Below are 24814 nucleotides of genomic sequence, written 5' to 3'. Positions count from 1 at the left end.
TTGGCGCTGCCCTTTTGCTTTCTAATCTGTTAATGACAACCGGGCATTATGGAAAATAAAAGCATTCCCCAAGCCACGTCGCCCCTGGCCGCGTGGCTTTCTTATCTGGAAAACCTGCACAGTAAAACCATCGATATGGGGCTTGAGCGCGTGAGCCAGGTTGCGGCGCGTCTTGATGTGCTCAAACCGGCGCCTTTCGTGTTCACCGTCGCGGGGACCAACGGTAAAGGCACGACCTGCCGCACGCTGGAATCCGTCCTGATGGCGGCAGGTTACCGGGTTGGCGTTTACAGCTCTCCACATCTCGTCCGCTACACCGAGCGGGTGCGCGTGCAGAACCGCGAGCTGCCGGAATCCGCGCATACGGCGTCGTTCGCGGAAATTGAAGCCGCACGCGGTGAGATCTCATTAACCTATTTTGAATACGGCACCCTGTCGGCCCTGTGGCTGTTCAGGCAGGCTCAGCTGGATGTGGCGATCCTTGAGGTTGGTCTCGGCGGACGTCTTGATGCGACCAATATCGTGGATGCGGACGTGGCGGTGGTGACCAGCATCGCGCTGGATCATACCGACTGGCTGGGTCCCGATCGCGAAAGCATTGGCCGCGAGAAGGCCGGCGTTTTCCGGGCAAACAAACCCGCCGTGGTGGGCGAGCCGGATATGCCGCACACCATCGCGGACGTGGCGAACGAGAAGGGCGCGCAGCTGCTGCGCCGGGGCGCTGACTGGCGGTATGAGATTCAGGATAACGGCTGGCGCTTTAGCGATGCGCAGGGCGCCCTCGACAACCTGCCGCTGCCGCAGGTGCCACAGCCGAACGCGGCCACCGCGCTGGCGGCACTGCGCGCCAGCGGGCTCGCGGTTAGCGAGCAGGCGATCCGCGACGGCATTCAGAATGCTATTCTGCCCGGCCGTTTCCAGATCGTCAGCGAGTCACCGCGCCTGATTCTCGATGTGGCGCATAACCCGCACGCGGCGGCGTATCTCGCGGGACGTCTCAAATCGTTACCAAAAACCGGGCGCGTGCTGGCGGTTATCGGTATGCTTCATGATAAAGATATCGGCGGGACGTTGGCCTGCATGGAGAGCGTGGTCGATAGCTGGTATTGTGCTCCTCTGGAGGGGCCGCGCGGCGCGACGGCCGAGCAGCTGATGGAACATCTCGGCAAAGGCGGAATCTACAGTAGCGTGGCGCAGGCCTGGCATGCCGCGATGGCGGATGCTAAACCAGAAGATACCGTGCTGGTGTGTGGTTCATTCCACACGGTGGCACATGTCATGGAAGTGATGGATGCGGGGAGAACCGGTGGCGAGTAAGTTTCAGAACCGTTTAACAGGAACCATTGTGCTGGTCGCGCTCGGGGTGATTATTCTCCCGGGTCTGCTCGACGGGCAGAAAAAGCATTATCAGGATGAGTTTGCCGCGATTCCGCTGGTGCCGAAACCGGGTGACCGCGATGAGCCGGACATGCTGCCCGCGGCAACGCAGGCGCTGCCTGCTCAGCCACCGGAAGGGGCGGCGGAGGAGGTGCGCGCGGGCGATGCCGCCGCACCGTCGCTCGATCCGTCTCGCCTGGCGGCCGCGAGCAGCAGCGATATCGATCCTGTTCCGGTCGAGCAGCCTAAACCGGTTGAAAAACCGAAGCCGGTTGAGAAGCCGCAGCCGAAACCTCAGCGGGATAAAGCCGCAGAGCAGCTGGCTGCCGCGTCAGAGACCCCACCGCCGGCAAAACAAGACGCGGCACCGACCGGAAAAGCCTACGTGGTGCAGCTTGGCGCGCTGAAAAATGCCGATAAGGTCAACGAGGTCGTGAGTAAACTGCGCAGTGCGGGATACCGTGTTTACACTTCACCTTCCACGCCGGTACAGGGTAAAATTACCCGTATTCTCGTGGGGCCTGAAGCATCGAAAGACAAGCTGAAAGGGTCACTTGGTGAGCTGAAGGAGATCTCCGGCCTGAGCGGCGTGGTGATGGGCTACAGCGCGAACTGATAAGATCTCACCCCTCACCCTAACCCTCTCCCCTGAGGGGCGAAGGGATGGTTTGCTCCCTCTCCCTCTCCCTTGAGGGAGAGGGCCGGGGTGAGGGGGAGTAGACGTTCATAGAAACGTCAAAACGACCGGGGGCGTTGATTATTTTTTCAGCGCCTTTTTTATTTACGCGCGGGAAGGAAATCCCTACGCAAACGTTTTCTTTTTCTGTTAGAATTCGCCCCGAACTGGATGACAGGGCGTTAAATCGTGGGACATATATGGTCTGGATTGATTACGCCATCATTGCGGTGATTGGTTTTTCCTGTCTGGTTAGCCTGATCCGTGGCTTTGTTCGTGAAGCGTTATCGCTGGTGACCTGGGGTTGTGCTTTCTTTGTCGCCAGCCATTACTACACTTACCTGTCTGTCTGGTTCACGGGCTTTGAAGATGAACTGGTCCGAAATGGAATCGCTATCGCGGTGCTGTTTATCGCAACGCTGATAGTCGGCGCTATCGTGAATTACGTGATAGGTCAGCTGGTCGAGAAAACCGGTCTGTCAGGAACGGACAGGGTGCTCGGGATCTGTTTCGGGGCGTTGCGAGGCGTGCTGATTGTGGCCGCGATCCTGTTCTTCCTGGATACCTTCACCGGGTTCTCCAAAAGCGAAGACTGGCAGAAATCGCAGCTCATTCCTGAGTTCAGCTTCATCATCAGATGGTTCTTTGACTATCTGCAAAGCTCGTCGAGTTTTTTGCCCAGGGCATAAACCCTGAGATGTGGCTTAACGAGGAAAAGACGAATGTGCGGTATTGTCGGTATCGCCGGTTTCATGCCGGTAAACCAGTCGATTTATGACGCGTTAACGGTGCTTCAGCACCGTGGGCAGGATGCTGCGGGTATCATCACCATTGATGCAAACAACTGCTTTCGTTTACGCAAGGCGAATGGCCTGGTAAACGATGTGTTTGAAGCCCGCCATATGCAGCGTCTGCAAGGTAATATGGGGATCGGTCACGTTCGTTATCCTACTGCTGGCAGTTCCAGCGCCTCTGAGGCACAGCCTTTCTACGTCAACTCACCGTATGGCATCACCCTTGCTCATAACGGCAACCTGACCAACGCGCACGAGCTGCGTAAAAAGCTGTTCGAAGAGAAACGTCGCCACATTAACACCACCTCTGATTCTGAAATCCTGCTCAATGTGTTCGCCAGCGAGCTGGATAACTTCCGCCACTACCCGCTGGAAGCAGAAAACATCTTTGCTGCCATTGCCGCGACCAACCGTCAGATCCGCGGCGCGTACGCCTGCGTGGCAATGATCATCGGTCACGGCATGGTCGCCTTCCGCGATCCAAACGGCATCCGTCCACTGGTGCTCGGCAAACGCGACCTCGGCGATGGCCGTACTGAATATATGGTTGCCTCTGAGAGCGTGGCGCTGGATACCCTGGGCTTCGAATTCCTGCGCGACGTTGCGCCGGGCGAAGCGGTCTACATTACCGAGAAGGGCCAGCTGTTTACCCGCCAGTGTGCCGATAACCCGGTCAGCAACCCGTGCCTGTTTGAATACGTTTACTTTGCTCGTCCGGATTCCTTCATCGACAAGATCTCCGTCTACAGTGCCCGTGTCAACATGGGCACGAAGCTGGGCGAGAAGATTGCCCGTGAGTGGGACGATCTCGACATCGACGTCGTTATTCCTATCCCGGAAACCTCCTGCGATATCGCCCTGGAGATTGCCCGCATTCTGGATAAGCCATACCGTCAGGGCTTCGTGAAGAACCGCTACGTTGGCCGCACCTTTATCATGCCGGGCCAGCACCTGCGCCGTAAGTCCGTGCGCCGCAAGCTGAACGCCAACCGCGCGGAATTCCGCGACAAGAACGTCCTGCTGGTGGATGACTCTATCGTTCGCGGCACCACCTCTGAGCAGATTATCGAGATGGCGCGCGAAGCGGGTGCGAAGAAAGTTTACCTGGCCTCTGCCGCGCCGGAAATTCGCTTCCCGAACGTGTACGGTATCGATATGCCAACCGCCAACGAGCTGATCGCTCACGGTCGTGAAGTGGATGAAATTCGCCAGATCATCGGTGCCGACGGCCTGATTTTCCAGGATCTGAACGATCTCATCGACGCCGTGCGCGCCGAGAATCCGGAAATTCAGCAGTTTGAATGCTCCGTGTTCAACGGTATTTACGTGACTAAAGACGTTGACCAGCAGTACCTCGACTATCTTGATTCGCTGCGCAATGACGACGCCAAAGCCGTTCAGCTGCAAAACGATCTCGAAAGCTTAGAGATGCACAACGAAGGTTGATGCGCCTGCAGGTGAGGGCGTATGCCCTCGCTTGCAACTCCCCGCAAAATCCTGCACAGTCTGCCCTGAAATCAGTAAGGGCGAAAATCATGAAACGACTCATTGTTGGGCTCAGCGGCGCCAGCGGCGCCATTTACGGCGTACGTCTGCTACAGATTCTGCGTAACGTGGCGGATGTCGAGACCCATCTGGTGATGAGCCAGGCGGCGCGGCAGACCCTCTCTCTGGAAACCGATCTCTCCCTGCGCGATGTTCAGGCGCTGGCTGACGTGGTTCACGATGCCCGCGATATCGCCGCCAGCATCTCCTCTGGCTCGTTTAAAACCGCCGGCATGGTTATCCTGCCCTGTTCAATTAAAACGCTCTCCGGCATTGTGAACAGCTATACCGATACCCTGGTAACCCGCGCGGCGGATGTGGTGCTGAAGGAGCGGCGTCCACTGGTGCTCTGCGTGCGGGAAACGCCGCTGCACCTGGGTCATCTGCGCTTAATGACGCAGGCAGCCGAGCTGGGGGCCGTCATCATGCCGCCGGTCCCGGCGTTTTACCATCGCCCAGCCTCGCTGGATGATGTGATAAACCAGACCGTTAACCGCGTGCTGGATCAGTTCGACATCGAACTGCCTGAAGATCTCTTCACCCGCTGGCAGGGAGCCTGATTCTGTGCACAAGCAGCGTGCATAAAAAAAGACGTTGCCCTGTTTCAGGGCAATTATGCAACGGCGATCATATCCTCGACATTTAATTCGTTTTTTCCCTTTTTCTCTCTCCGGTTCGTTCGGCAGACCTGCTATCTTTCACCATTAAGGCAATATCGCAACGTTTTATTAACATATTTAACGTCGAAGTTTTGACCCGACGGCAATGTGGCATAAGACCTGCAAGATGAAGCCTGCAACACAACACACAACACAATACATAATAAAATCACGGTACTTGAGGGTAAATGTATGAAGAAGACGGTTCTGGCTCTGTCTTTGCTCGTGGGGTTAAGTGCGGCAGCAGGTAGCTACGCAGCGCTTCCACAGACGGTTCGTATCGGTACAGACGCAACCTACGCGCCATTCTCTTCTAAGGATGCGAAAGGCGATTTCGTGGGGTTTGATATCGATCTGGGAAATGAAATGTGCAAACGCATTGCGGTGAAATGCACATGGGTGGGCAGCGACTTTGACGCGTTAATCCCGTCGCTGAAGGCCAAGAAAATCGACGCCATTATCTCTTCTCTCTCCATCACCGAAAAACGCCAGCAGGAGATTGCCTTCTCTGACAAGCTGTACGCCGCGGATTCTCGCCTGATTGCGCCGAAAGGCTCCCCGATTAAGCCTACCATCGACTCGCTGAAGGGCAAGCACGTCGGCGTGCTTCAGGGCTCGACCCAGGAAGGCTATGCCAATGCCAACTGGCGCGAGAAGGGCGTCGACGTGGTGGCTTACCAGAACCAGGATCTGATTTACTCTGACCTGGCGGCAGGCCGTCTGGATGCGGCATTCCAGGATGAAGTCGCCGCGAGTGAAGGCTTCCTGAAGCAGCCTGCGGGGAAAGACTTCGCGTTTGCGGGCCCGTCGGTGAAAGACAAAAAGTACTTTGGTGACGGTACCGGGATTGGCCTGCGCAAGGATGATACCGAGCTGAAAGCCGCCTTTGACAAAGCCTTTGCAGAGCTGCGTAAAGACGGTACTTACGACAAACTGGCTAAGAAATACTTCGACTTCAACGTCTACGGTGAATAATGCCTGGCGGTGACGCACCGACACGGTGCGTTACGGGAGCGGTTGAACCAATACGATGCAAGTATTGCACCGTATTGGATCGCTTTGTGCATACTTACGCATTTATAATGCAAAAATTCCCGCCTGAAGGGCATTAATCTTTGCCTGACAGAGGGGATTAATGGCACATTAGCACCACCCCGTCGTCGTAAAAATCCCGTATGAAGACAGTTTGTTGAGGACAAATATGAAAAAACTCGTGTTGTCACTATCTCTGGTACTGGCCTTTTCCAGCGCCACCGCGGCATTCGCAGCCATACCGCAGAAAATTCGCATTGGTACCGATCCAACCTATGCGCCGTTCGAATCGAAGAATTCAAAGGGTGAACTGGTGGGTTTTGACATCGATCTGGCCAACGAGCTGTGCAAACGCATCAAAGCAGAATGTACCTACGTTGAGAACCCGCTGGATGCGCTGATCCCATCCCTGAAAGCGAAAAAAATCGACGTAATCATGTCCTCCCTCTCCATCACCGAAAAACGCCAGCAGGAGATTGCCTTCACCGACAAGCTCTACGCGGCCGATTCTCGTCTGGTGGTGGCAAAATCGTCTAACATTCAGCCAACGCTGGAGTCCCTGAAGGGCAAACGCGTCGGTGTGCTGCAGGGCACCACGCAGGAAACCTACGGCAACGAACACTGGGCGCCGAAGGGGATTGAGATCGTCTCCTATCAGGGCCAGGAAAATATCTACGCTGACCTGACGGCGGGCCGTATTGACGCGGCATTCCAGGATGAAGTCGCTGCAAGCGAAGGCTTCCTGAAAACGCCGCCAGGTAAAGATTACAAGTTTGGCGGCCCGTCCATTAAGGACGTGAAGCTGTTTGGCGTGGGCACCGGTATGGGCCTGCGCAAAGAAGACAACGAGCTGCGTGAGGCGCTGAACAAAGCGTTCGCTGAAATGCGCGCTGACGGCACGTACGACAAGCTGGCGAAAAAGTACTTTGATTTTAATGTTTACGGCGGCTGATCGCCCCGTCAAATAACGTGCGGCCCCTCCCGCAGCGGGAGGGGATAAGACACGGTTCCACCACTCACGATACGACAGGGCTCGCGGTATGCTGTACGGATTTTCTGGCGTTATTTTACAGGGCGCGCTTGTCACCCTTGAGCTGGCTATCAGCTCCGTGGTGCTGGCGGTGCTGATAGGTCTGGCGGGCGCAGGGGCAAAGCTTTCGGCTAACAAACCGCTGGCGCTGATTTTTGAAGGCTACACCACGCTTATTCGCGGGGTTCCCGATCTGGTGCTGATGCTGCTTATCTTTTACGGTCTGCAGATTGCGCTGAACAGCGTCACGGACGCGCTGGGTATGGGACAAATTGATATCGACCCGATGGTGGCCGGTATTATTACCCTCGGTTTTATCTACGGCGCCTACTTCACCGAAACCTTCCGCGGCGCTTATATGGCCGTGCCGAAAGGCCACATTGAGGCGGCAACGGCATTTGGTTTTACCTCTTCACAAACGTTTCGTCGGATCATGTTCCCGGCCATGATGCGCTATGCGCTACCGGGTATCGGCAACAACTGGCAGGTTATCCTCAAAGCGACGGCGCTGGTCTCGCTGCTCGGCCTGGAAGACGTCGTGAAAGCGACTCAGCTGGCGGGCAAGAGCACCTGGGAGCCGTTCTATTTCGCGGTGGTCTGCGGCGTGATCTATCTGGTCTTTACGACCGTCTCCAACGGCGTGCTGCTTCTGCTCGAGCGTCGCTACTCCGTGGGTGTGAAGAGGGCTGACCTGTGATTGAGATTATTCAGGAATACTGGAAATCGCTGCTGTGGACGGATGGCTACCGCTTTACAGGCGTTGCGATCACGCTCTGGCTGCTGATCTCCTCCGTGGTGATGGGCGGTATTCTGGCGGTGTTTCTCGCCATTGGCCGCGTGTCGAACAATAAATTTATCCAGTTCCCGATCTGGCTGTTTACCTACGTGTTTCGCGGTACGCCGCTGTACGTGCAGCTGCTGGTGTTCTATTCGGGAATGTACACGCTTGAGATCGTAAAAGGCACCGAGATGCTGAACGCGTTCTTCCGCAGCGGTCTCAACTGTACGGTGCTGGCCTTAACGCTCAATACCTGCGCCTACACTACCGAGATTTTCGCCGGGGCCATTCGCTCTGTGCCTTACGGTGAAATTGAAGCGGCGCGGGCGTACGGTTTTTCCTCCGTGAAGCTTTACCGCTGCATTATTCTGCCGTCGGCGCTGCGCATCGCCTTACCGGCGTACAGTAACGAAGTGATTTTGATGCTGCACTCCACCGCGCTTGCCTTTACCGCGACGGTGCCGGATCTGCTGAAAATCGCGCGCGATATTAACTCCGCGACCTATCAGCCGTTTACCGCGTTTGGCATTGCGGCGGTGCTCTACTTAATTATCTCTTATGTATTGATTAGCCTGTTCCGTAAGGCTGAAAAACGCTGGTTGCAGCATATAAAACCTTCTTCGACGCACTGAGAAAGATGATGGCTGAGAACAAATTAAACGTTATTGATTTGCACAAACGCTACGGCGAACATGAAGTGCTGAAAGGGGTGTCGCTGCAGGCTAACGCAGGCGATGTGATCAGTATCATCGGCTCATCCGGCTCGGGTAAAAGTACCTTCCTGCGCTGCATTAACTTCCTCGAAAAGCCGAGCGAAGGCTCGATTGTGGTGAGCGGGCAGAATATTAACCTGGTCCGTGACAAAGACGGCCAGCTGAAGGTCGCGGATAAAAACCAGCTGCGCCTGCTGCGTACGCGCCTGACGATGGTGTTCCAGCACTTCAACCTCTGGAGCCACATGACGGTGCTGGAGAACGTGATGGAAGCGCCGATTCAGGTGCTGGGCCTGAGCAAGCAGGAAGCCCGCGAGCGCGCGGTGAAATACCTGGCGAAAGTGGGTATCGACGAGCGCCAGCAGATAAAATACCCGGTGCATCTCTCCGGCGGCCAGCAGCAGCGTGTCTCCATCGCGCGCGCGCTGGCGATGGAACCCGAGGTGCTGCTGTTCGACGAACCGACCTCCGCGCTCGACCCGGAACTCGTTGGCGAAGTGCTGCGCATCATGCAGAAGCTGGCCGAAGAGGGCAAAACGATGGTGGTGGTGACGCACGAGATGGGCTTCGCCCGTAACGTCTCGAACCACGTCATTTTCCTGCATCAGGGGAAAATTGAAGAGCAGGGCCACCCGGATGAGGTCCTGGCGAACCCGCAAAGCCCGCGCTTGCAGCAGTTCCTTAAGGGATCGTTGAAGTAGGTAGGCCGCGGTGCCGCCTAATCGCCCGGTGGCGCTGCGCTTACCGGGCCTACTGGCTGGGTGTTCTCCCTCTCCCCGTGGGAGAGGGCCGGGGTGAGGGCATCAGGCCGCACCACACTCCAGCCGATACACCCAGTCGTCGTAACGCACGCCGTCAATCTCATATGCCTTTTCCAGCACCTGCGTGCGCACAAACCCCGCCTTCTCCAGCACCCGCACCGACCCGCCGTTGTCCGCCAGCACGTACGCGTTAATCGCCTTCACGCCGGTCTGGTTAAACGCGTAATCACACACCGCGCGCAGCGCCTCGCTGGCGATACCTTTTCCCTGCGCGGCTGGCACCACCGTATAGCCGATATCGGCCTCTTCACGATTCTCAGGGCTGATTTGCAGCCCGATATCGCCAAGCGGTGTCTCCTCATCCCGAAAACGGATCACGAAAACATGCTCGGCCATCAGGCGCGCGGCAAACACGCGTCGGGTCTCTTTTTCCGGCGCGATGGCGGCCATGTAGCGCATGATGCGGCGATCCTCACGCAGCGAGCGGAAGAAGGCCCAGTCGGTGGGTTCGAAAGGGGTGAGGTGAAGCCGGGGAGTGGTGAGGGTAGCCATTGTTACGCCATTTCTTCGGAACATGGCCTGTCACTGTACCATATTCACCGCACCACATCCCCCAGCGCTTCCTCTAATTCATACCAGCGGAACGCAAACCCGGCCGCTTCCAGCCGTTTGGGGAGCGCCCGTTGGCCGCCTAATACCAGCACGGACGCTTCGCCCATCATCAGGCGAATCACCGTGGCGGGCACGCGTAATATCGCCGGGCGGTGCAGAGCACGTCCCAGGGCATGAGCAAACTGTTCATTACGCACCGGATACGGCGCAACCATGTTAAACGGCCCGCGCAGATCGTTATCCAGCAGCCAGAGAATACCGTTGACCATATCGTCGATATGGATCCACGCCAGATACTGACGGCCGTTGCCAATGGGGCCGCCGAGTCCCAGCTTAAACGGCGGAAGCATTTTGCCCAGTATGCCGCCTTTCGGCGCAAGCACCACACCGGTCCGCAGCAGGCAGACGCGGGTACGATCGCTCTGCGCCGCACTGGCGATACGCTCCCACTGGGCGCAGAGCTTATGGGTAAATTCGTTATGGGGCGGCTCTTCCTCGGTCACCACCACCTCGCCGAGATCGCCGTAATAGCCCACGGCCGAGCCGGAAATCAGCACCGAAGGCGGCGTGTGGCTGTTGCGGATCAGCTCGACCAGCTTTTCGGTAATGTTCCACCGGCTGCTGCACAACAGCTGTTTTTGCTCTTCCGTCCAGCGCTTGTCGGCGATGGGTTCACCCGCGAGGTTAATGACGGCGTCAAAGCCGTCCAGATTTTGCTGCTCGGCCAGATTTTTCCAGATATCGACACCGGCCCCCAGCACCTGCCGCGCTTTCTCCGGGCTCCGCGTGACCACGGTGATGTCGTGATGCAGGGCCTGCAGACGCGCAATAAGGTGACGACCAATCAGGCCCGTACCGCCGGTCAGCAAAATCTTCATACAACCTCCAGGTTTACGCCTGGCGCCGCCAGCTTAACGTCATGGAGACGGAATCGGCGTAGCGCAGGGCGTGAAGTTTATCGATCTCAACTTCAGCATAAGTGACCCAGTGATGTTCGCGTGCGATATCGAGCACATCCTGAGTTAATTTTTCCAGCAGAGAGAAGCGGTTATTCTCCACAAACTGGATAATGTTTTTGGTGATTGTGCGGTAGTTCAGCGCGTCGTTGATGTCTTCGCTGGCCCGCGCTTTGTCTGCGGGGTAGTGGATCACCACGTTAATGACAATATCCTGGCGGTTAGCGATCTCTTCCTCTTTGATACCGATGAAGGTACGCAGGCGTAAATTTTTTATACGAATAATGGCGTCTGGCTGTGACATTGCAGGTCTTCTCCGTGTCAGTATTTCCTGCTCATCATACATGAGAGGTTCGCAGGCACCCAGCCTCATAGGGGGCTAAATTTGCTGGATTTTTTGCATCGCCCGCTCGGTGGCCGGGCGGGTCCGGATGCGCTCAAACCAGTTGTTCACCGCCGGGTAAGAGGTTAAGTCAATCCGGTGTTTTTCATGCGTATTCACCCACGGCCAGCAGGCGATATCGGCAATGCTGTAGTGATCGCCCCCGAGCCACGGCGTTTTCTCCAGTCGACGATTCAGAACGTCATAGAGCCGCTGAGTCTCGACCTGATAGCGCTCTATCGCGTATGGAATAGGCTGCGGGGCGTAGGCGGTAAAGTGATGATTTTGCCCCAGCATGGGGCCCAGCCCGCTCGCCTGCCAGAAAAGCCACTGCAGGGTATGGTGACGCTCGCGCAGTTCGCCGCTCAGCAGCTTGCCGGTTTTTTCCGCCAGGTAGAGCAAAATTTCCCCGGATTCAAACAGGCTCAGCGGTCTGCCTCCGTCCACCGGCTGGTTATCAATAATGGCCGGAATTTTATTATTCGGCGAGATAGCCAGAAAGAGAGGGCTGAACTGTTCGCCTTTGCTGATATCCACGCGAATGATCCTGTAATCCAGCTCGGCTTCTTCAAGAAAGAGGGTGATCTTATGGCCGTTTGGGGTTGGGGCATAATAAAGGTCGATCATTCTCAACTCCTGTCCATGCGAAGAGGGGTGCCATGAAAATGAGTATAGGTGGTTGTTGTAAATCGTGAGTTTTCATCAAGTGACAGCGAGGCAAAGAGATTATATGTTGAGTAAAAACCGATCAGCCGATGAGGATGTTATGAACCAGCCCGTAATCACGTTGTGGTCCGATGCGAATTTCTTTTCTCCGTATGTTATGAGCGTATACGTTGCGTTGGCCGAAAAAGGACTCACTTTTACGCTGAAGACCGTCGATCTTGACGGCGGTGAACACCTCAAACCGCAGTGGCAGGGCTATGACCTGACCCGACGGGTACCGGTGCTGGAGATTGACGGTTTCGCCCTGAGCGAATCGTCGGCGATCGATGAGTATCTGGAAGATCGGTTTGCCCCCCCGGAGTGGGAGCGCATCTATCCTCACGACCTGCAAAAACGTGCCCGGGCGCGGCAGATCCAGGCGTGGCTGCGAAGCGATCTGGTGCCGATTCGCGAGGAACGCTCGACGGACGTCGTGTTTGCCGGGGTGAAAAAGCCGGCGCTCAGCGCAGAAGGCCGTGAAAGCGCGCAAAAACTGATTGAAACCGCGACCTCGCTGCTTGCCCACGGCAACCCAAACCTGTTTGGGGAGTGGTGTATCGCCGACGCCGATCTGGCGCTGATGCTCAACCGCCTGATCCTCAACGGCGATGCGGTGCCGCAGCTGCTGGTGGATTACGCCGCGTTTCAGTGGCAGCGTGCCTCCGTGCAGCGCTATGTGGCACTCTCGGCCAAGCGCGCGGGCTGATAAGCCCTGACGCTTCAGGTATCATGGGGGCAGTCTGTTTTCCCAAGGAGTGACTGATGAAACTGATGTTCGCGTCGGATATCCATGGATCGCTGCCCGCGACCGAGCGTGTCCTCTCCCTGTTTGCACAAAGCGGCGCGCGGTGGCTGATTATTCTGGGAGATGTGCTCAATCATGGACCGCGCAACGCGCTGCCGGAGGGCTACGCGCCTGCGCAGGTGGCGGAAAAGCTTAACCCGCTTGACTCGCGCATTATCGCCGTTCGCGGCAACTGCGACAGCGAGGTGGACCAGATGCTGCTGCATTTTCCCCTTACCGCACCGTGGCAACAGGTGCTGCTCGAACAACGCCGCCTGTTTCTGACCCACGGGCATCTTTTCAGCCCGGATAATCTCCCGCCCCTCGCGGCTGGCGATGTCCTGGTTTACGGTCATACTCATATTCCGGTTGCGGAAAAACGCGGTGAGATTTATCACTTTAATCCGGGCTCTGTCAGTATCCCGAAAGGCGGATATCCTGCGAGCTACGGCATGCTGGATGGAAATACCCTGAGCGTTATCGCACTTAATGATCAGCAAGTTATTGCGCAGGTAGCGATTAATCCGTAAGTTACACCACAACTGCAAACGCGCCGAAAGAGCGCTTAGAAGAGAAGGTTTCCCGATGGTGGAGCAGAGTCATTTGGCAAGTACAGAGTGGGTTGACATTGTCAGCGAAGAGAATGAAGTGATCGCGCAGGCCAGCCGCGAACAGATGCGCGCGGAGCGTCTGCGCCATCGCGCAACGTACATCGTTGTGCATGACGGCATGGGAAAAATTCTGGTTCAGCGCCGCACGGATACCAAAGATTTTCTTCCGGGTATGCTGGATGCCACCGCGGGCGGCGTCGTCCAGGCGGATGAAGTTCTGCTGGATTCCGCGCGTCGGGAAGCAGAAGAAGAGCTAGGCATTGCCGGCGTGCCGTTTGCCGAGCACGGGCAGTTCTATTTCGAAGATGAAAACTGCCGCGTCTGGGGCGGGCTGTTTAGCTGCGTCTCCCACGGCCCGTTCGCCCTGCAGGAAGAAGAGGTGAGTGAAGTCTGCTGGATGACGCCGGAAGAGATTACCGCGCGCTGCGACGAGTTCACGCCGGATTCCTTAAAAGCGCTGGCGCTGTGGATGACCCGCAACGCCAAAAACGAATCGACTAAATCAGAGAAAGAGGAAGAGGCGGAGTAAGCTTCAGCAACTCTCTCTCACGCACAGACTGGACGCGATGGGCTTTTGATCGCGCCAGTCTCCGCCATTCAGGCGCTCCAGCAGCGCTTTCCCGGCCTCAATGCCAATCTTACGATGCGGTACCGCCATCGTCGTCAGCGGCGGCTGACAGACGCGGCTGACGTCGCTATCGCCAAAGCCAACCACAGCCAGATCGTCCGGCACTTTGATTCGCCTGCGCTGGCACTCGTACAGCGCGCCGCAGGCCAGCTCGTCGGAGACGCACACCAGCGCATCCAGCTCCGGCCACGCCAGCAGGAATTCAGGCAACTGCGCCGCGCCGGTTGAGAAGCTCGGCGGCATCGCCGCGTTAATGACCCGGTTCGGCGACATATGGTGGCGAAGCATGGCTTTGTACCAGCCCTGAAGATGCTGCTGGAAAATCCACTGCTCCTGGTTGGCGCACAGCAGGCCTATATTTTGATAGCCGCGCTTGATGACCATTTCCGTGAGCTCATACATGGCCGCCACGTTATCAATGCCGATGTTCATATCAATCGGATCGGCGCGCATGGCGCCCATCTCCATTACCGGAATAGAGGCATTTTTCAGCCAGTGGCGAACGGTATCGGTATGTTCAACGCTGAGCAGGATTGCGGCCGCAATGTTCGACGCCAGCAGCGTCTCCAGCAATTTCTCCTCCTGCTCAAGGCGATGCTGGGACTCTGCCAGCATAATCTGATACCCGGCAGGCTGCAGCACCTGCTGCAGCCCGGCGAACATCTCCGAGCAGCCGGCTTCGGAGAGGTTGGGTACGACCATGGCTATCGTCCAGGACGAGGCCGAGGCCAGCGCGCTGGCGGCAAGATTAGGCATATAGCCCAGCTCCTGTACGGCAGCGTCAATTTTTTCACGTAGTTTATCGGAAACCTGTTCGGGGGTGCGGAGTGCACGGGACACGGTCATCGTGCCCACACCGGCAAGCTGTGCGACATCGGCGAGTGTCACTTTACCAGTACTGCGCCGTTTTCGGGTTAGAGACATACACCTTCCTGCTGACCAGACGCGTTCTTCTTTTCCTTCGCTTCACGTGACAGGCAGTATACGCCTTAAATCCCTTTTTTTGCTGTGATTTAGCACCGTGATTGCAATTTGATAGCGCTATCACATTTCTGCATGTTAAGCATTGGTAGCGCTATCTTTGTGATCGCGATCGCAGTCAATTATCGATGCGTTGAATAAAGTTTGCTCATCTTAAGCGTGTCGCGGGAGTGAAAAGTGCTCAAAAAATGGATATATGATACAACCATCACGCTGCAGGAGAGCGTGGAAGACTGGCCGCAGGCGCTGGAACTCTGCGCGCAGCCGCTTTTGGATTTGCAGGTGATTGAGCCTGAATACGTCACGGCCATCATCCAGCAGCACCACGCGTTAGGACCCTATTATGTGCTGGCACCAGGGCTAGCCATGCCGCACGCGCGGCCGGAGGAAGGTGCCAAAGGACTGGGGCTGTCGTTATTAAAACTAAAGCAGGGCGTCTCGTTTGGTGCCGGTGAGTTTGACCCTGTCGACGTCATTATTATGCTCGCGGCACCCGACAAAAATAGCCATATCGAGATGATCTCATCTCTGGCTGAATTATTTTCCAGCGACGAAGATATGGAAAAACTGCATCAGGCGAATACCCTGGAGGAAATTAAAACGATTATTGACCGCTTCTGATTTAATTCTTTAATCCGATTATTCACAACATTACGCGTCGGCGTGATGGGGCGTACTCTACTCAAAATAAGGGGACAACAATGAAAATCATGGCTATTTGCGGTTCCGGCCTGGGCAGCAGTTTTATGGTCGAAATGAACATTAAAAAAGTGCTGAAAAAGCTGGAGATTGACGCTGAGGTTGAACATTCCGATCTCTCCTCAGCCACGCCGGGCGCGGCCGATCTGTTCGTGATGGCTAAAGACATTGCCGCCAGCGCCAGCGTCCCGGAAAGCCAGCTGGTGGTGATCAACAACATCATCGACATCAACGAGCTTGAAGCGCAGCTGCGCGCCTGGTTCGACAGACAATAACCCTGATAAGGCGAGGTGGATATGTTTATCCTTGAAACGCTGAATTTCGTTGTTGATATTTTAAAAGTCCCTTCGGTGCTGGTCGGTTTAATTGCGCTTATTGGTCTGGTTGCGCAGAAAAAAGCCTTTTCGGACGTCGTGAAGGGGACCATTAAAACCGTTCTGGGCTTTATTGTGCTGGGCGGCGGCGCCACGGTGCTGGTGGGGTCGTTAAATCCTTTGGGCGGCATGTTTGAGCACGCCTTTACGATCCAGGGCATTATTCCAAACAATGAAGCGATTGTTTCCATTGCACTGGAAAAATACGGTGCAGCGACCGCGCTGATTATGGCCTTCGGGATGGTGGCGAATATTATCGTCGCACGCTTTACCCGCCTGAAGTACATCTTCCTCACCGGACACCACACGTTTTACATGGCGTGCATGATTGGCGTGATCCTGACGGTCGCGGGCTTTGAGGGCGTGGGGCTGGTCTTTACCGGCTCGCTGATCCTCGGCCTGATCATGGCCTTCTTCCCGGCGATTGCGCAACGCTACATGAAGCGCATTACCGGCAACGATGAAATTGCCTTCGGCCACTTCGGCACGCTGGGCTACGTGCTGTCCGGCTGGATTGGCAGCAAGGTCGGCAAAGGATCCCGCTCAACGGAAGAGATGAACCTGCCGAAGAACCTGAGCTTCCTGCGCGACAGCTCGATCTCCATCTCCCTGACCATGATGATTATCTACCTGATCATGGCGGTGAGCGCCGGGCGCGAGTACGTTGAAGCCACCTTCAGCGGCGGCCAGAACTACCTGGTTTACGCCATCATCATGGCGATCACCTTCGCGGCAGGCGTCTTCATCATCCTGCAGGGCGTGCGCCTGATTCTGGCAGAAATCGTTCCGGCCTTTACCGGCTTTTCGGAAAAGCTGGTGCCAAATGCGCGCCCCGCGCTGGACTGCCCGGTGGTGTATCCGTATGCGCCAAACGCGGTGCTGATTGGCTTCCTGTTCAGCTTCCTCGGCGGAATTGTGGGTCTGTTCATCTGCGGCCAGTTTAGCTGGGTGCTGATCCTCCCGGGCGTGGTGCCGCACTTCTTCACCGGCGCAACGGCGGGCGTGTTCGGTAACGCCACCGGCGGACGTCGCGGGGCCATGATTGGCGCCTTTGCTAACGGCCTGCTGATCACCTTCCTGCCCGTTCTGCTGCTGCCGGTGCTGGGCGCCATTGGCTTTGCCAACACCACCTTCTCGGACGCCGACTTCGGCGCGGTTGGGATTGTGCTCGGCAACCTCGCGCGCTTCCTGTCGCCGCTTGCCATCACCGGGCTGGTTGTGGCGCTGTTCGCGCTGCTGGTGGCGTACAACGTCTTCGCAAAAAACAAACCTGCGGGCGGTAACGCGCAGGAAGACACCGGAGCCAAATCATGAATGAGAAAGAGATAACCGAACTCGCGCGTCAGATCCGTCTTGAGACGCTGAAATCCCTGACGCAGCTGGGCTTTGGCCACTACGGCGGCAGTATGTCGGTGGTTGAAACCCTGGCCGTGCTGTACGGCGCGGTGATGAAGATTGATCCGGCGGATCCGGACTGGCCGGAGCGAGACAACTTTGTCCTGTCGAAAGGCCATGCGGGCCCGGCACTGTACAGCACGCTGGCGATCAAGGGCTATTTCCCGGTGGAGGAGCTGAGCACCCTGAACCAGAACGGCACGCGCCTGCCGAGCCACCCGGACCGCCTTAAAACGCGCGGCGTAGATGCCACCACCGGTTCGCTGGGGCAGGGGATTTCCATTGCCGGCGGGATGGCGCTCTCGCACAGGCTCGCGGGGCGACCAAATCGGGTATTTTGCATCGTCGGTGACGGCGAGCTGAACGAGGGGCAGTGCTGGGAGGCCTTCCAGTTTATCGCGCACCATCGCCTGAACAACCTGACGGTGTTCGTGGACTGGAACAAACAGCAGCTCGACGGCGAGCTGGACGAGATCATCAGCGCGTTCGACCTCGAGGGGAAATTCCGTGCCTTTGGCTATGACGTGGTGACGGTGAAAGGGGATGACATCCCGGCATTGCTGGAGGTGACGTCGCGGGTACCGGAGGCCGATGCGCGTCCGCTGGTGGTGATCCTGGACAGCATCAAAGGGCAGGGGGTGCCCTACCTGGAGCAGCTCAGCAATTCGCACCACCTGCGGTTAACCCCGGAGAGCAAAGCGGCCCTCAACGAGACGATTCGCCAACTGGAGGCTTCACATGATTAAGGTTGCACCGGCAGGACAGAAAGACGCCGTTGAGATGCGTAAGGTCTACGCGGGCTTCGTGGCAAAGCAGATTGAGGCCGGAAGTGACATCATTGCGCTGGAAGCAGATCTGATGAGCTCGATGGCGATGGACGGCGTGGCGCGCGATTATCCGCAGCACGTGATTAACTGCGGCATTATGGAGGCCAACGTGATCGGCACCGCGGCGGGGCTGGCGCTTACCGGGCGTAAGCCGTTCGTGCACACCTTCACCGCGTTTGCCAGCCGCCGCTGCTTTGACCAGCTGTTTATGTCCCTGGACTATCAGCGCAACAACGTGAAGGTGATCGCCTCAGACGCGGGCGTGACGGCCTGCCACAACGGCGGAACGCATATGTCGTTTGAAGATATGGGCATCGTACGCGGTCTGGCGCACTCGGTGGTGCTGGAAGTTACCGACGCGGTGATGTTCGAAGACGTGCTGCGCCAGCTTATCGATCTCGACGGCTTCTACTGGGTGCGGACCATCCGCAAGCAGGCGCCGAGCGTGTATGCGCCAGGCTCCACCTTCACCATTGGTAAAGGCAACGTGCTGCGCGAAGGCTCCGATATTACCCTGATTGCCAACGGCATCATGGTGGTGGAAGCGCTGGAGGCGGCGCGACAGCTTGAGCAGGAGGGGGTCAGCGCGGCGGTCATCGACATGTTTACCCTCAAGCCCATCGACCGGATGCTGGTGAAAAACTACGCCGAGAAAACCGGGCGTATCGTCACCTGCGAAAACCACAGCATTCACAACGGGCTGGGCTCGGCGGTGGCGGAAGTGCTGGTGGAAACCTGCCCGGTTCCGATGCGGCGGGTGGGCGTCAAGGAGCGTTACGGCCAGGTGGGAACCCAGGACTTCCTGCAGAAGGAGTATGGCCTGACGGCGCATGACATTGTCTCGGCGGCGCGAGAGCTGCTGTAATAAAAAAGGCGACCCTTTGTGGTCGCCTTTCTTGCCGGATGGCGCTTCGCTTATCCGGCCTACAAAACCGTAGGCCCGGTAAGCGCTAGCGCCACCGGGCTTTAAACGTTACTGCTGCTGCGAAGACTGGATCGCCGTCAGCGCGATGGTATAGACGATATCGTCTACCAGTGCGCCACGAGACAGGTCGTTCACAGGTTTGCGCATGCCCTGCAGCATCGGCCCGATGGAGATCAGGTCGGCAGAACGCTGTACCGCTTTATAGGTGGTGTTACCGGTGTTCAGATCCGGGAAGATGAACACGGTAGCACGACCCGCAACCGGCGAGTTCGGCGCTTTGGATTTCGCAACGTCAGCCATAACCGCGGCGTCGTACTGCAGCGGACCGTCGATCATCAGGTCAGGACGTTTTTCCTGCGCCAGACGGGTCGCTTCACGCACTTTCTCTACGTCGCTACCTGCACCCGAGGTGCCGGTGGAGTAGGAGAGCATCGCCACGCGCGGTTCGATACCGAAGGCAATCGCGGAGTCCGCGGACTGGATAGCGATTTCTGCCAGCTGCTCTGCGGTTGGATCCGGGTTGATCGCGCAATCGCCGTAAACGTAAACCTGTTCAGGCAGCAGCATGAAGAACACGGAAGAAACCAGAGAGCTGCCCGGCGCGGTTTTGATCAGCTGCAGCGGTGGGCGAATGGTGTTTGCGGTGGTGTGAACCGCACCGGAAACCAGACCGTCAACTTCGTCCTGCTCCAGCATCAGCGTGCCGAGAACCACGTTGTCTTCCAGCTGCTCGCGCGCAACGGCTTCGGTCATGCCTTTGCTCTTACGCAGCTCAACCAGACGGGCAACGTAGCTTTCGCGAACCACTTCAGGGTCAACGATTTCGATACCCGCGCCCAGCTCAACGCCCTGAGAGGCCGCTACGCGGTTGATCTCGTCCGGGTTACCCAGCAGCACGCAGGTCGCGATGCCGCGCTCTGCACAGATAGCCGCCGCTTTAACGGTACGCGGTTCGTCGCCTTCTGGCAGAACAACGCGTTTGCCCGCTTTACGCGCCAGCTCGGTCAGCTGGTAACGGAAGGCTGGAGGAGACAGACGGCGGCTGCGCTCGGAGGTCGCGGTCAGGGATTCGATCCAGTCGGCGTTGATGTAGCCCGCGACGTATTCCTGCACTTTCTCGATACGCTCGTGGTCATCAACCGGCACTTCCAGGTTGAAGCTCTGCAGGCTCAGGGAGGTCTGCCAGGTGTTGGTGTTCACCATGAAGACCGGCAGGCCGGTGGCAAACGCGCGTTCGCACAGCTTGCTGACGCGTGGGTCCATCTCGTAGGCACCGGTCAGCAGAATCGCACCGATTTCCACGCCGTTCATCGCGGCCAGGCAGGCTGCAACCAGCACGTCAGGACGGTCTGCGGAGGTTACCAGCAGGGAACCCGCGCGGAAGTGTTCCAGCATGTGCGGAATGCTGCGCGCGCAGAAGGTCACGGACTTCACGCGGCGGGTGTTGATGTCGCCTTCGTTAACGATGGTCGCGTTCAGGTGACGCGCCATATCGATTGCACGGGTGGCAATCAGATCGAAGCTCCATGGCACCGCGCCCAGAACCGGCAGCGGGCTGGATTCCTGCAGCTTAGCCGGGTCAACTTTGATGACTTTCGCTTTGGAAGAGTCGTCGAAGATCTCGGACAGGTCAGGACGGGTACGGCCCTGCTCATCCACCGGTGCGTTCAGCTTGTTCACGATCACGCCGGTGATGTTGGTGTTTTTCGCGCCGCCGAAGCTGCTGCGCGTCAGTTCGATACGCTCTTTCAGCTGCTCTGGGGTGTCGGTGCCCTGAGACATCACGAAGACGATCTCTGCGTTCAGGGTTTTCGCGATTTCAAAGTTCAGAGACTGGGCAAACTGGTGCTTGCGCGTCGGGACCAGACCTTCAACCAGCACCACTTCCGCGTCCTGCGCGTTAGCGTGGTAGTTGGCGATGATCTCTTCCATCAGCACGTCTTTCTGGTTGCTGGACAGCAGCGACTCAACGTGGCTCATCTTCAGCGGTTCAGCCGCTGGCAGATTGGAGTTTTTGCGAACGATGGTGGTGGTCTGGTCTGGCGCATCGCCACCGGCACGTGGCTGGGCGATTGGCTTAAAGACGCTCAGACGAACGCCTTTGCGTTCCATAGCACGGATAACGCCAAGGCTGACGCTGGTCAGGCCGACGCTGGTTCCGGTAGGGATCAGCATAATAGTACGGGACACGGTTTATCCTCTTTCGTTACCGCCCAAATGGGGCGGGTTACAAAACAGCACCGCCAGCATTGCTGGCGGTGTGGAATCAGGCAGTCAGGCGGTGCGCGTCTTGCGCAATGACCAGCTCTTCGTTAGTTGGAATAACGAGAGCAGGGCGGGTACCTTCTTTGTTGATGAAGCCAGACTTGCCGAAGCGGGCAGCCAGGTTACGCTCGTGATCAACCTCGAAGCCCAGAACGCCCAGTTTGCCCAGGGACAGTTCACGAACCATTGCCGCGTTCTCACCGATACCACCGGTGAAGATAACCGCGTCCAGACGACCTTCCATCAGCGCAGTATAAGAGCCGATGTACTTCGCCAGACGGTGGCAGTAAACGTCCATTGCACGTTTAGCGTCAGCTTTCTCTGCGTAGTTGTCTTCAACGTAACGGCAGTCGCTGGTGACTTCGGTCAGACCCAGCAGGCCAGACTCTTTGGTCAGCATTTTGTTGATCTGGTCAACGCTCATGCCCAGGGTGTCGTGCAGGTGGAAGATGATCGCCGGGTCGATATCACCGGAACGGGTACCCATCACCAGACCTTCCAGCGGGGTCAGACCCATAGAGGTATCAACACATTTACCGTTGCGGATAGCGGAAACGGAACCACCGTTGCCCAGGTGGCAGGTGATGATGTTCACTTCTTCAACCGGCTTGTTCAGGACTTTTGCGGCTTCCTGCGTCACATAGAAGTGGCTGGTGCCGTGCGCGCCGTAACGACGTACGCCGTGTTCTTTATACAGGCTGTACGGCAGGGCATAGAGGTAAGACTCTTCCGGCATGGTCTGATGGAACGCGGTGTCGAATACGGCCACGTTTTTGTCTTTCAGATTCGGGAAGGATTTCAGCGCTTCAGCGATACCGATCAGGTGAGCCGGGTTGTGCAGCGGTGCGAAGGACGCAGAGTCCTTGATGCCCTGGATCACAGATTCGTCGATCACCACGGAGCTGGTGTATTTTTCGCCGCCGTGGACGATACGGTGACCAATCGCAGTCAGCTGAGCAGACAGTTCTGGTTTTTGTGCCAGAATAGTGTTAACGATAAAGTTCAGCGCTTCACTGTGAGCGGCGCCTGCACCTAAAGCCGCTTCTTGTTTGCTGCCGTCCATCTTCCACTTGATACGTGCTTCAGGCAGATGGAAACATTCGGCCAAACCAGAGAGGTATTCGTCACCGTTAAGCGCATCGATGATGGCGAATTTCAGTGAGGAGCTACCGCAGTTCAGAACCAGTACTAACTTACTCGACATGGAAGTACCTATTATTGATACGTGGCTAAAAAAACGTCAGTGAGTCTAACAGCGTAACGCAGGATGACTCAGACATTTATGATTAACATCATGCCAAACGAACATTGTGGCATGATGGAAGAAATAACTATGATTTTATGCCATTTTGCACAATTTTCAGCCAATGGCATAATGTGCAATAATTTGACGAGTTAATGATTCTCGTCTATGGCCCTATCAGGCTGGCACAGGATACCTGATACGGGGTAGGGATGACAAAATATTTTGAACGTTGTCATAGCCCGTTGTGGTTTTGCACGAAAATTTTAATTTTTATATGTGAAGTTGAGGTACAGCCATGTCGACACCTGAAAACCCGTCCGTCAATTTCTTTAGTCTGTTTCGTCGGGGACAGCATTATGCAAAGACGTGGCCAATGGAAAAGCGCCTTGCGCCGATGTTCATTGAGAATCGCACCATTCGCGCCACGCGCTATGCGATTCGCTTTATGCCGCCCGTCGCTGTCTTTACCTTGTGCTGGCAAATTGCGCTGGGTGGCCAGCTTGGCCCTGCGGTTGCGACGGCGCTTTTTGCGTTAAGCCTGCCGATGCAGGGTCTGTGGTGGCTAGGAAAACGCTCCGTCACGCCACTTCCACCTTCTATTTTACACTGGTTTTATGAAGTGCGCGGAAAACTGGAGGAGGCCGGGCAGGCGCTGGCTCCGGTTGAAGGCAAGCCCGATTACCAGGCGCTGGCGGACACGCTAAAGCGTGCTTTTAAGCAACTGGATAAAACATTCCTCGATGACTTGTGATTGATCATCGAAACGACGACGAAAAGAGGGCACAGTAACAATCAGTTACCGTGTCTTTTTTTTAAGTGCAATGCGCTACAGGAGTCGAAAGATGGAAATGACCCATGCTCAACGTCTGATTTTGTCCAACCAGTACAAGATGATGACTATGCTTGATCCCGATAACGCTGCGCGCTACAGCCGCCTGCAGACCATCGTTGAACGCGGTTTTGGTTTGCAAATGCGCGAACTGGACCGCGAGTTTGGCGAGCTGAAAGAAGAAACCTGCCGCATCGTGATCGACATTATGGAGATGTACCACGCGCTTCACGTGTCCTGGACGAATCTCAAAGACCAGCAGTCCATTGACGAGCGCCGCGTGACCTTCTTAGGCTTTGATGCGGCAACGGAAGCGCGCTATCTGAGCTATGTTCGCTTTATGGTGAATACGGAAGGGCGTTATACCCACTTTGACGCGGGCACCCATGGCTTCAACGCGCAGACACCAATGTGGGATAAATATCAGCGTATGCTGAGCGCGTGGCACGCCTGCCCGCGTCAGTACCATTTAAGCAGCAACGAAATTCAACAAATCATTAATGCCTGACGGAGGTGCGTGTGCAGTGTAGAGGTTTTCTGTTTGATCTGGACGGTACGCTGGTGGATTCGCTGCCGGTTGTGGAGCGTTCCTGGTGCCATTGGGCTGACAGACATGGCATTGACCATCAGGACGTGCTGAATTTCATCCATGGCAAACAGGCCATTACCTCATTGCGGCACTTCTTAGCGGGGCGTTCTGAGGAAGAGATTCAGGCGGAGTTCACATACCTGGAGCAGATTGAAGCCACCGATACCGATGGCATCACCGCGCTGCCCGGCGCACGCGAGCTGCTTGAGCACCTTAATGAAGCGCAGATCCCGTGGGCTATCGTCACCTCCGGCTCTGTTCCGGTTGCGCACGCCCGTCATAAGGCGGCCGGTTTACCAACGCCCGACGTGTTCATCACCGCAGAGCGCGTCAAGCGCGGCAAGCCAGAGCCGGATGCGTTTCTGCTTGGCGCTGAACTGCTGGGCCTCGCGCCCGCAGAGTGCGTGGTGGTGGAAGATGCGGCGGCAGGCGTACTGGCCGGGCTGAACGCCGGAAGCCACGTCATTGCTGTTAACGTTCCTGCCGGGTCTCCCCGACTGAATGAGGCAGACTTTGTGCTGGATTCCCTGACGGCGCTGGCGGTGTCAAAAGCGCCCGATGGCGTGGTCACCGTCTCGCTAAAAATGTAATCCCATGATTTAGCCCCACATTGCTGGGGCTTTATTATGGCAAAATTCCGC

Annotated in this window: 28 protein-coding genes; 21 read left to right on the top strand and 7 right to left on the bottom strand. The window is 56.8% G+C overall.

The features are described from left to right. Positions 1 to 48 precede the first annotated feature (48 nt). From folC to hisP, 10 genes are all read left to right on the top strand, one after another. On the top strand, positions 49 to 1317 hold the full coding sequence (gene folC, locus L6R44_RS14935) for a bifunctional tetrahydrofolate synthase/dihydrofolate synthase (protein ID WP_237424633.1): 1269 nt from the start codon (positions 49 to 51) through the stop codon (positions 1315 to 1317). Continuing rightward, positions 1307 to 1993, top strand: a complete 687-nt coding sequence (gene dedD, locus L6R44_RS14930; protein WP_237424632.1) for a cell division protein DedD — start codon at positions 1307 to 1309, stop codon at positions 1991 to 1993. The genes folC and dedD overlap by 11 nt, the downstream gene beginning before the upstream one ends. 260 nt (positions 1994 to 2253) lie before the next feature. Beyond that, the gene (gene cvpA / locus L6R44_RS14925; RefSeq protein WP_000262116.1) at positions 2254 to 2742 is read left to right on the top strand and encodes a colicin V production protein; all 489 of its coding nucleotides are present in this window, start codon (positions 2254 to 2256) and stop codon (positions 2740 to 2742) included. A 33-nt stretch (positions 2743 to 2775) separates the two neighbouring features. After that, entirely contained in the window at positions 2776 to 4293 is a 1518-nt protein-coding gene (gene purF, locus L6R44_RS14920; protein WP_077064395.1) for an amidophosphoribosyltransferase, read from the top strand. 89 nt (positions 4294 to 4382) lie between these two features. Beyond that, on the top strand, positions 4383 to 4952 hold the full coding sequence (locus L6R44_RS14915) for a UbiX family flavin prenyltransferase (protein ID WP_237424631.1): 570 nt from the start codon (positions 4383 to 4385) through the stop codon (positions 4950 to 4952). A gap of 291 nt (positions 4953 to 5243) precedes the next feature. Continuing rightward, a complete protein-coding gene (gene argT / locus L6R44_RS14910; RefSeq protein ID WP_032642008.1) occupies positions 5244 to 6026 on the top strand; it encodes a lysine/arginine/ornithine ABC transporter substrate-binding protein ArgT in 783 nt (260 codons plus the stop codon). 226 nt (positions 6027 to 6252) lie between these two features. Beyond that, on the top strand, positions 6253 to 7035 hold the full coding sequence (gene hisJ / locus L6R44_RS14905) for a histidine ABC transporter substrate-binding protein HisJ (protein WP_237424630.1): 783 nt from the start codon (positions 6253 to 6255) through the stop codon (positions 7033 to 7035). 88 nt (positions 7036 to 7123) lie between these two features. Continuing rightward, positions 7124 to 7810 carry a histidine ABC transporter permease HisQ gene (locus L6R44_RS14900; RefSeq protein ID WP_032642004.1) on the top strand — a complete coding sequence of 229 codons (687 nt, stop codon included), beginning with the start codon at positions 7124 to 7126 and terminating at the stop codon, positions 7808 to 7810. Beyond that, positions 7807 to 8523: an ABC transporter permease gene (locus tag L6R44_RS14895; protein ID WP_008502590.1), complete on the top strand. Its 717-nt coding sequence runs from the start codon at positions 7807 to 7809 to the stop codon at positions 8521 to 8523. Before L6R44_RS14900 ends, L6R44_RS14895 begins: the two co-directional genes overlap by 4 nt. Positions 8524 to 8531: 8 nt before the next feature. Further along, positions 8532 to 9305, top strand: coding sequence for a histidine ABC transporter ATP-binding protein HisP (gene hisP / locus L6R44_RS14890; protein ID WP_237424675.1), 774 nt, complete (start codon positions 8532 to 8534; stop codon positions 9303 to 9305). Positions 9306 to 9407: 102 nt separating this feature from the next. On the opposite strand, the gene L6R44_RS14885 is transcribed toward hisP, so the two are convergent. From L6R44_RS14885 to yfcG, 4 genes are all read right to left on the bottom strand, one after another. Continuing rightward, entirely contained in the window at positions 9408 to 9917 is a 510-nt protein-coding gene (locus tag L6R44_RS14885; protein WP_237424629.1) for a GNAT family N-acetyltransferase, read from the bottom strand. Between the two features lie 44 nt (positions 9918 to 9961). After that, complete coding sequence (locus L6R44_RS14880; protein WP_237424628.1) at positions 9962 to 10855, bottom strand: TIGR01777 family oxidoreductase; 894 nt, start codon at positions 10853 to 10855, stop codon at positions 9962 to 9964. A 13-nt stretch (positions 10856 to 10868) separates the two neighbouring features. Continuing rightward, complete coding sequence (gene folX / locus L6R44_RS14875) at positions 10869 to 11237, bottom strand: dihydroneopterin triphosphate 2'-epimerase (protein WP_023616057.1); 369 nt, start codon at positions 11235 to 11237, stop codon at positions 10869 to 10871. 75 nt (positions 11238 to 11312) lie between these two features. Continuing rightward, on the bottom strand, positions 11313 to 11942 hold the full coding sequence (yfcG, locus tag L6R44_RS14870; protein WP_237424627.1) for a GSH-dependent disulfide bond oxidoreductase: 630 nt from the start codon (positions 11940 to 11942) through the stop codon (positions 11313 to 11315). A gap of 139 nt (positions 11943 to 12081) precedes the next feature. Here yfcG and yfcF point away from each other — a divergent pair, with 139 nt between their 5' ends. Genes yfcF through yfcD form a run of 3 tightly spaced genes read left to right on the top strand, consistent with a single transcriptional unit; the run spans position 12082 to position 13944 of the window. Next, positions 12082 to 12726, top strand: a complete 645-nt coding sequence (gene yfcF / locus L6R44_RS14865; RefSeq protein ID WP_237424626.1) for a glutathione transferase — start codon at positions 12082 to 12084, stop codon at positions 12724 to 12726. Positions 12727 to 12782: 56 nt separating this feature from the next. Continuing rightward, a complete protein-coding gene (gene yfcE / locus L6R44_RS14860; RefSeq protein ID WP_237424625.1) occupies positions 12783 to 13334 on the top strand; it encodes a phosphodiesterase in 552 nt (183 codons plus the stop codon). A gap of 55 nt (positions 13335 to 13389) precedes the next feature. Then, the gene (gene yfcD, locus L6R44_RS14855) at positions 13390 to 13944 is read left to right on the top strand and encodes an NUDIX hydrolase YfcD (protein WP_032641987.1); all 555 of its coding nucleotides are present in this window, start codon (positions 13390 to 13392) and stop codon (positions 13942 to 13944) included. Between the two features lie 3 nt (positions 13945 to 13947). On the opposite strand, the gene L6R44_RS14850 is transcribed toward yfcD, so the two are convergent. Continuing rightward, positions 13948 to 14967 carry a LacI family DNA-binding transcriptional regulator gene (locus tag L6R44_RS14850; protein WP_237424624.1) on the bottom strand — a complete coding sequence of 340 codons (1020 nt, stop codon included), beginning with the start codon at positions 14965 to 14967 and terminating at the stop codon, positions 13948 to 13950. Positions 14968 to 15201: 234 nt separating this feature from the next. Between L6R44_RS14850 and L6R44_RS14845 the strand changes: the two genes are divergently transcribed. From L6R44_RS14845 to L6R44_RS14825, 5 genes are all read left to right on the top strand, one after another. Further along, complete coding sequence (locus tag L6R44_RS14845; RefSeq protein WP_032641980.1) at positions 15202 to 15645, top strand: PTS sugar transporter subunit IIA; 444 nt, start codon at positions 15202 to 15204, stop codon at positions 15643 to 15645. Between the two features lie 80 nt (positions 15646 to 15725). Continuing rightward, complete coding sequence (locus tag L6R44_RS14840; protein ID WP_006176530.1) at positions 15726 to 15998, top strand: PTS sugar transporter subunit IIB; 273 nt, start codon at positions 15726 to 15728, stop codon at positions 15996 to 15998. A 21-nt stretch (positions 15999 to 16019) separates the two neighbouring features. Then, the gene (locus tag L6R44_RS14835) at positions 16020 to 17411 is read left to right on the top strand and encodes a PTS ascorbate transporter subunit IIC (RefSeq protein ID WP_237424623.1); all 1392 of its coding nucleotides are present in this window, start codon (positions 16020 to 16022) and stop codon (positions 17409 to 17411) included. After that, positions 17408 to 18238 carry a transketolase gene (locus tag L6R44_RS14830; protein WP_237424622.1) on the top strand — a complete coding sequence of 277 codons (831 nt, stop codon included), beginning with the start codon at positions 17408 to 17410 and terminating at the stop codon, positions 18236 to 18238. Before L6R44_RS14835 ends, L6R44_RS14830 begins: the two co-directional genes overlap by 4 nt. After that, positions 18231 to 19184 (top strand): transketolase family protein, encoded by a 954-nt coding sequence (locus L6R44_RS14825; RefSeq protein WP_237424621.1) that lies wholly within the window; start codon positions 18231 to 18233, stop codon positions 19182 to 19184. The genes L6R44_RS14830 and L6R44_RS14825 overlap by 8 nt, the downstream gene beginning before the upstream one ends. A 108-nt stretch (positions 19185 to 19292) precedes the next feature. Here the strand turns inward: L6R44_RS14825 and pta are convergent, their stop codons facing one another. Next, the gene (gene pta / locus L6R44_RS14820) at positions 19293 to 21434 is read right to left on the bottom strand and encodes a phosphate acetyltransferase (protein ID WP_237424620.1); all 2142 of its coding nucleotides are present in this window, start codon (positions 21432 to 21434) and stop codon (positions 19293 to 19295) included. A gap of 76 nt (positions 21435 to 21510) precedes the next feature. Further along, positions 21511 to 22713: an acetate kinase gene (gene ackA / locus L6R44_RS14815; RefSeq protein WP_032641971.1), complete on the bottom strand. Its 1203-nt coding sequence runs from the start codon at positions 22711 to 22713 to the stop codon at positions 21511 to 21513. 337 nt (positions 22714 to 23050) lie between these two features. On the opposite strand from ackA, the gene yfbV reads away from it, so the two are divergent. The 3 genes from yfbV to L6R44_RS14800 all read left to right on the top strand — a co-directional run bounded on the left by yfbV (position 23051) and on the right by L6R44_RS14800 (position 24763). Further along, a complete protein-coding gene (gene yfbV / locus L6R44_RS14810; RefSeq protein WP_032641969.1) occupies positions 23051 to 23506 on the top strand; it encodes a terminus macrodomain insulation protein YfbV in 456 nt (151 codons plus the stop codon). Between the two features lie 91 nt (positions 23507 to 23597). Beyond that, on the top strand, positions 23598 to 24092 hold the full coding sequence (locus L6R44_RS14805) for a YfbU family protein (RefSeq protein ID WP_008502874.1): 495 nt from the start codon (positions 23598 to 23600) through the stop codon (positions 24090 to 24092). A gap of 11 nt (positions 24093 to 24103) precedes the next feature. Continuing rightward, positions 24104 to 24763, top strand: a complete 660-nt coding sequence (locus L6R44_RS14800) for a sugar phosphatase (RefSeq protein WP_237424619.1) — start codon at positions 24104 to 24106, stop codon at positions 24761 to 24763. The last annotated feature ends 51 nt before the right edge of the window (positions 24764 to 24814 follow it).

It is taken from the genome of Enterobacter cloacae complex sp. ECC445 (assembly GCF_021892025.1).
Lineage (GTDB): Bacteria > Pseudomonadota > Gammaproteobacteria > Enterobacterales > Enterobacteriaceae > Enterobacter > Enterobacter chengduensis.
The sequence above is the reverse complement of the archived record's forward strand: the minus strand, read 5'-3'. Positions and strand labels throughout refer to the sequence as shown.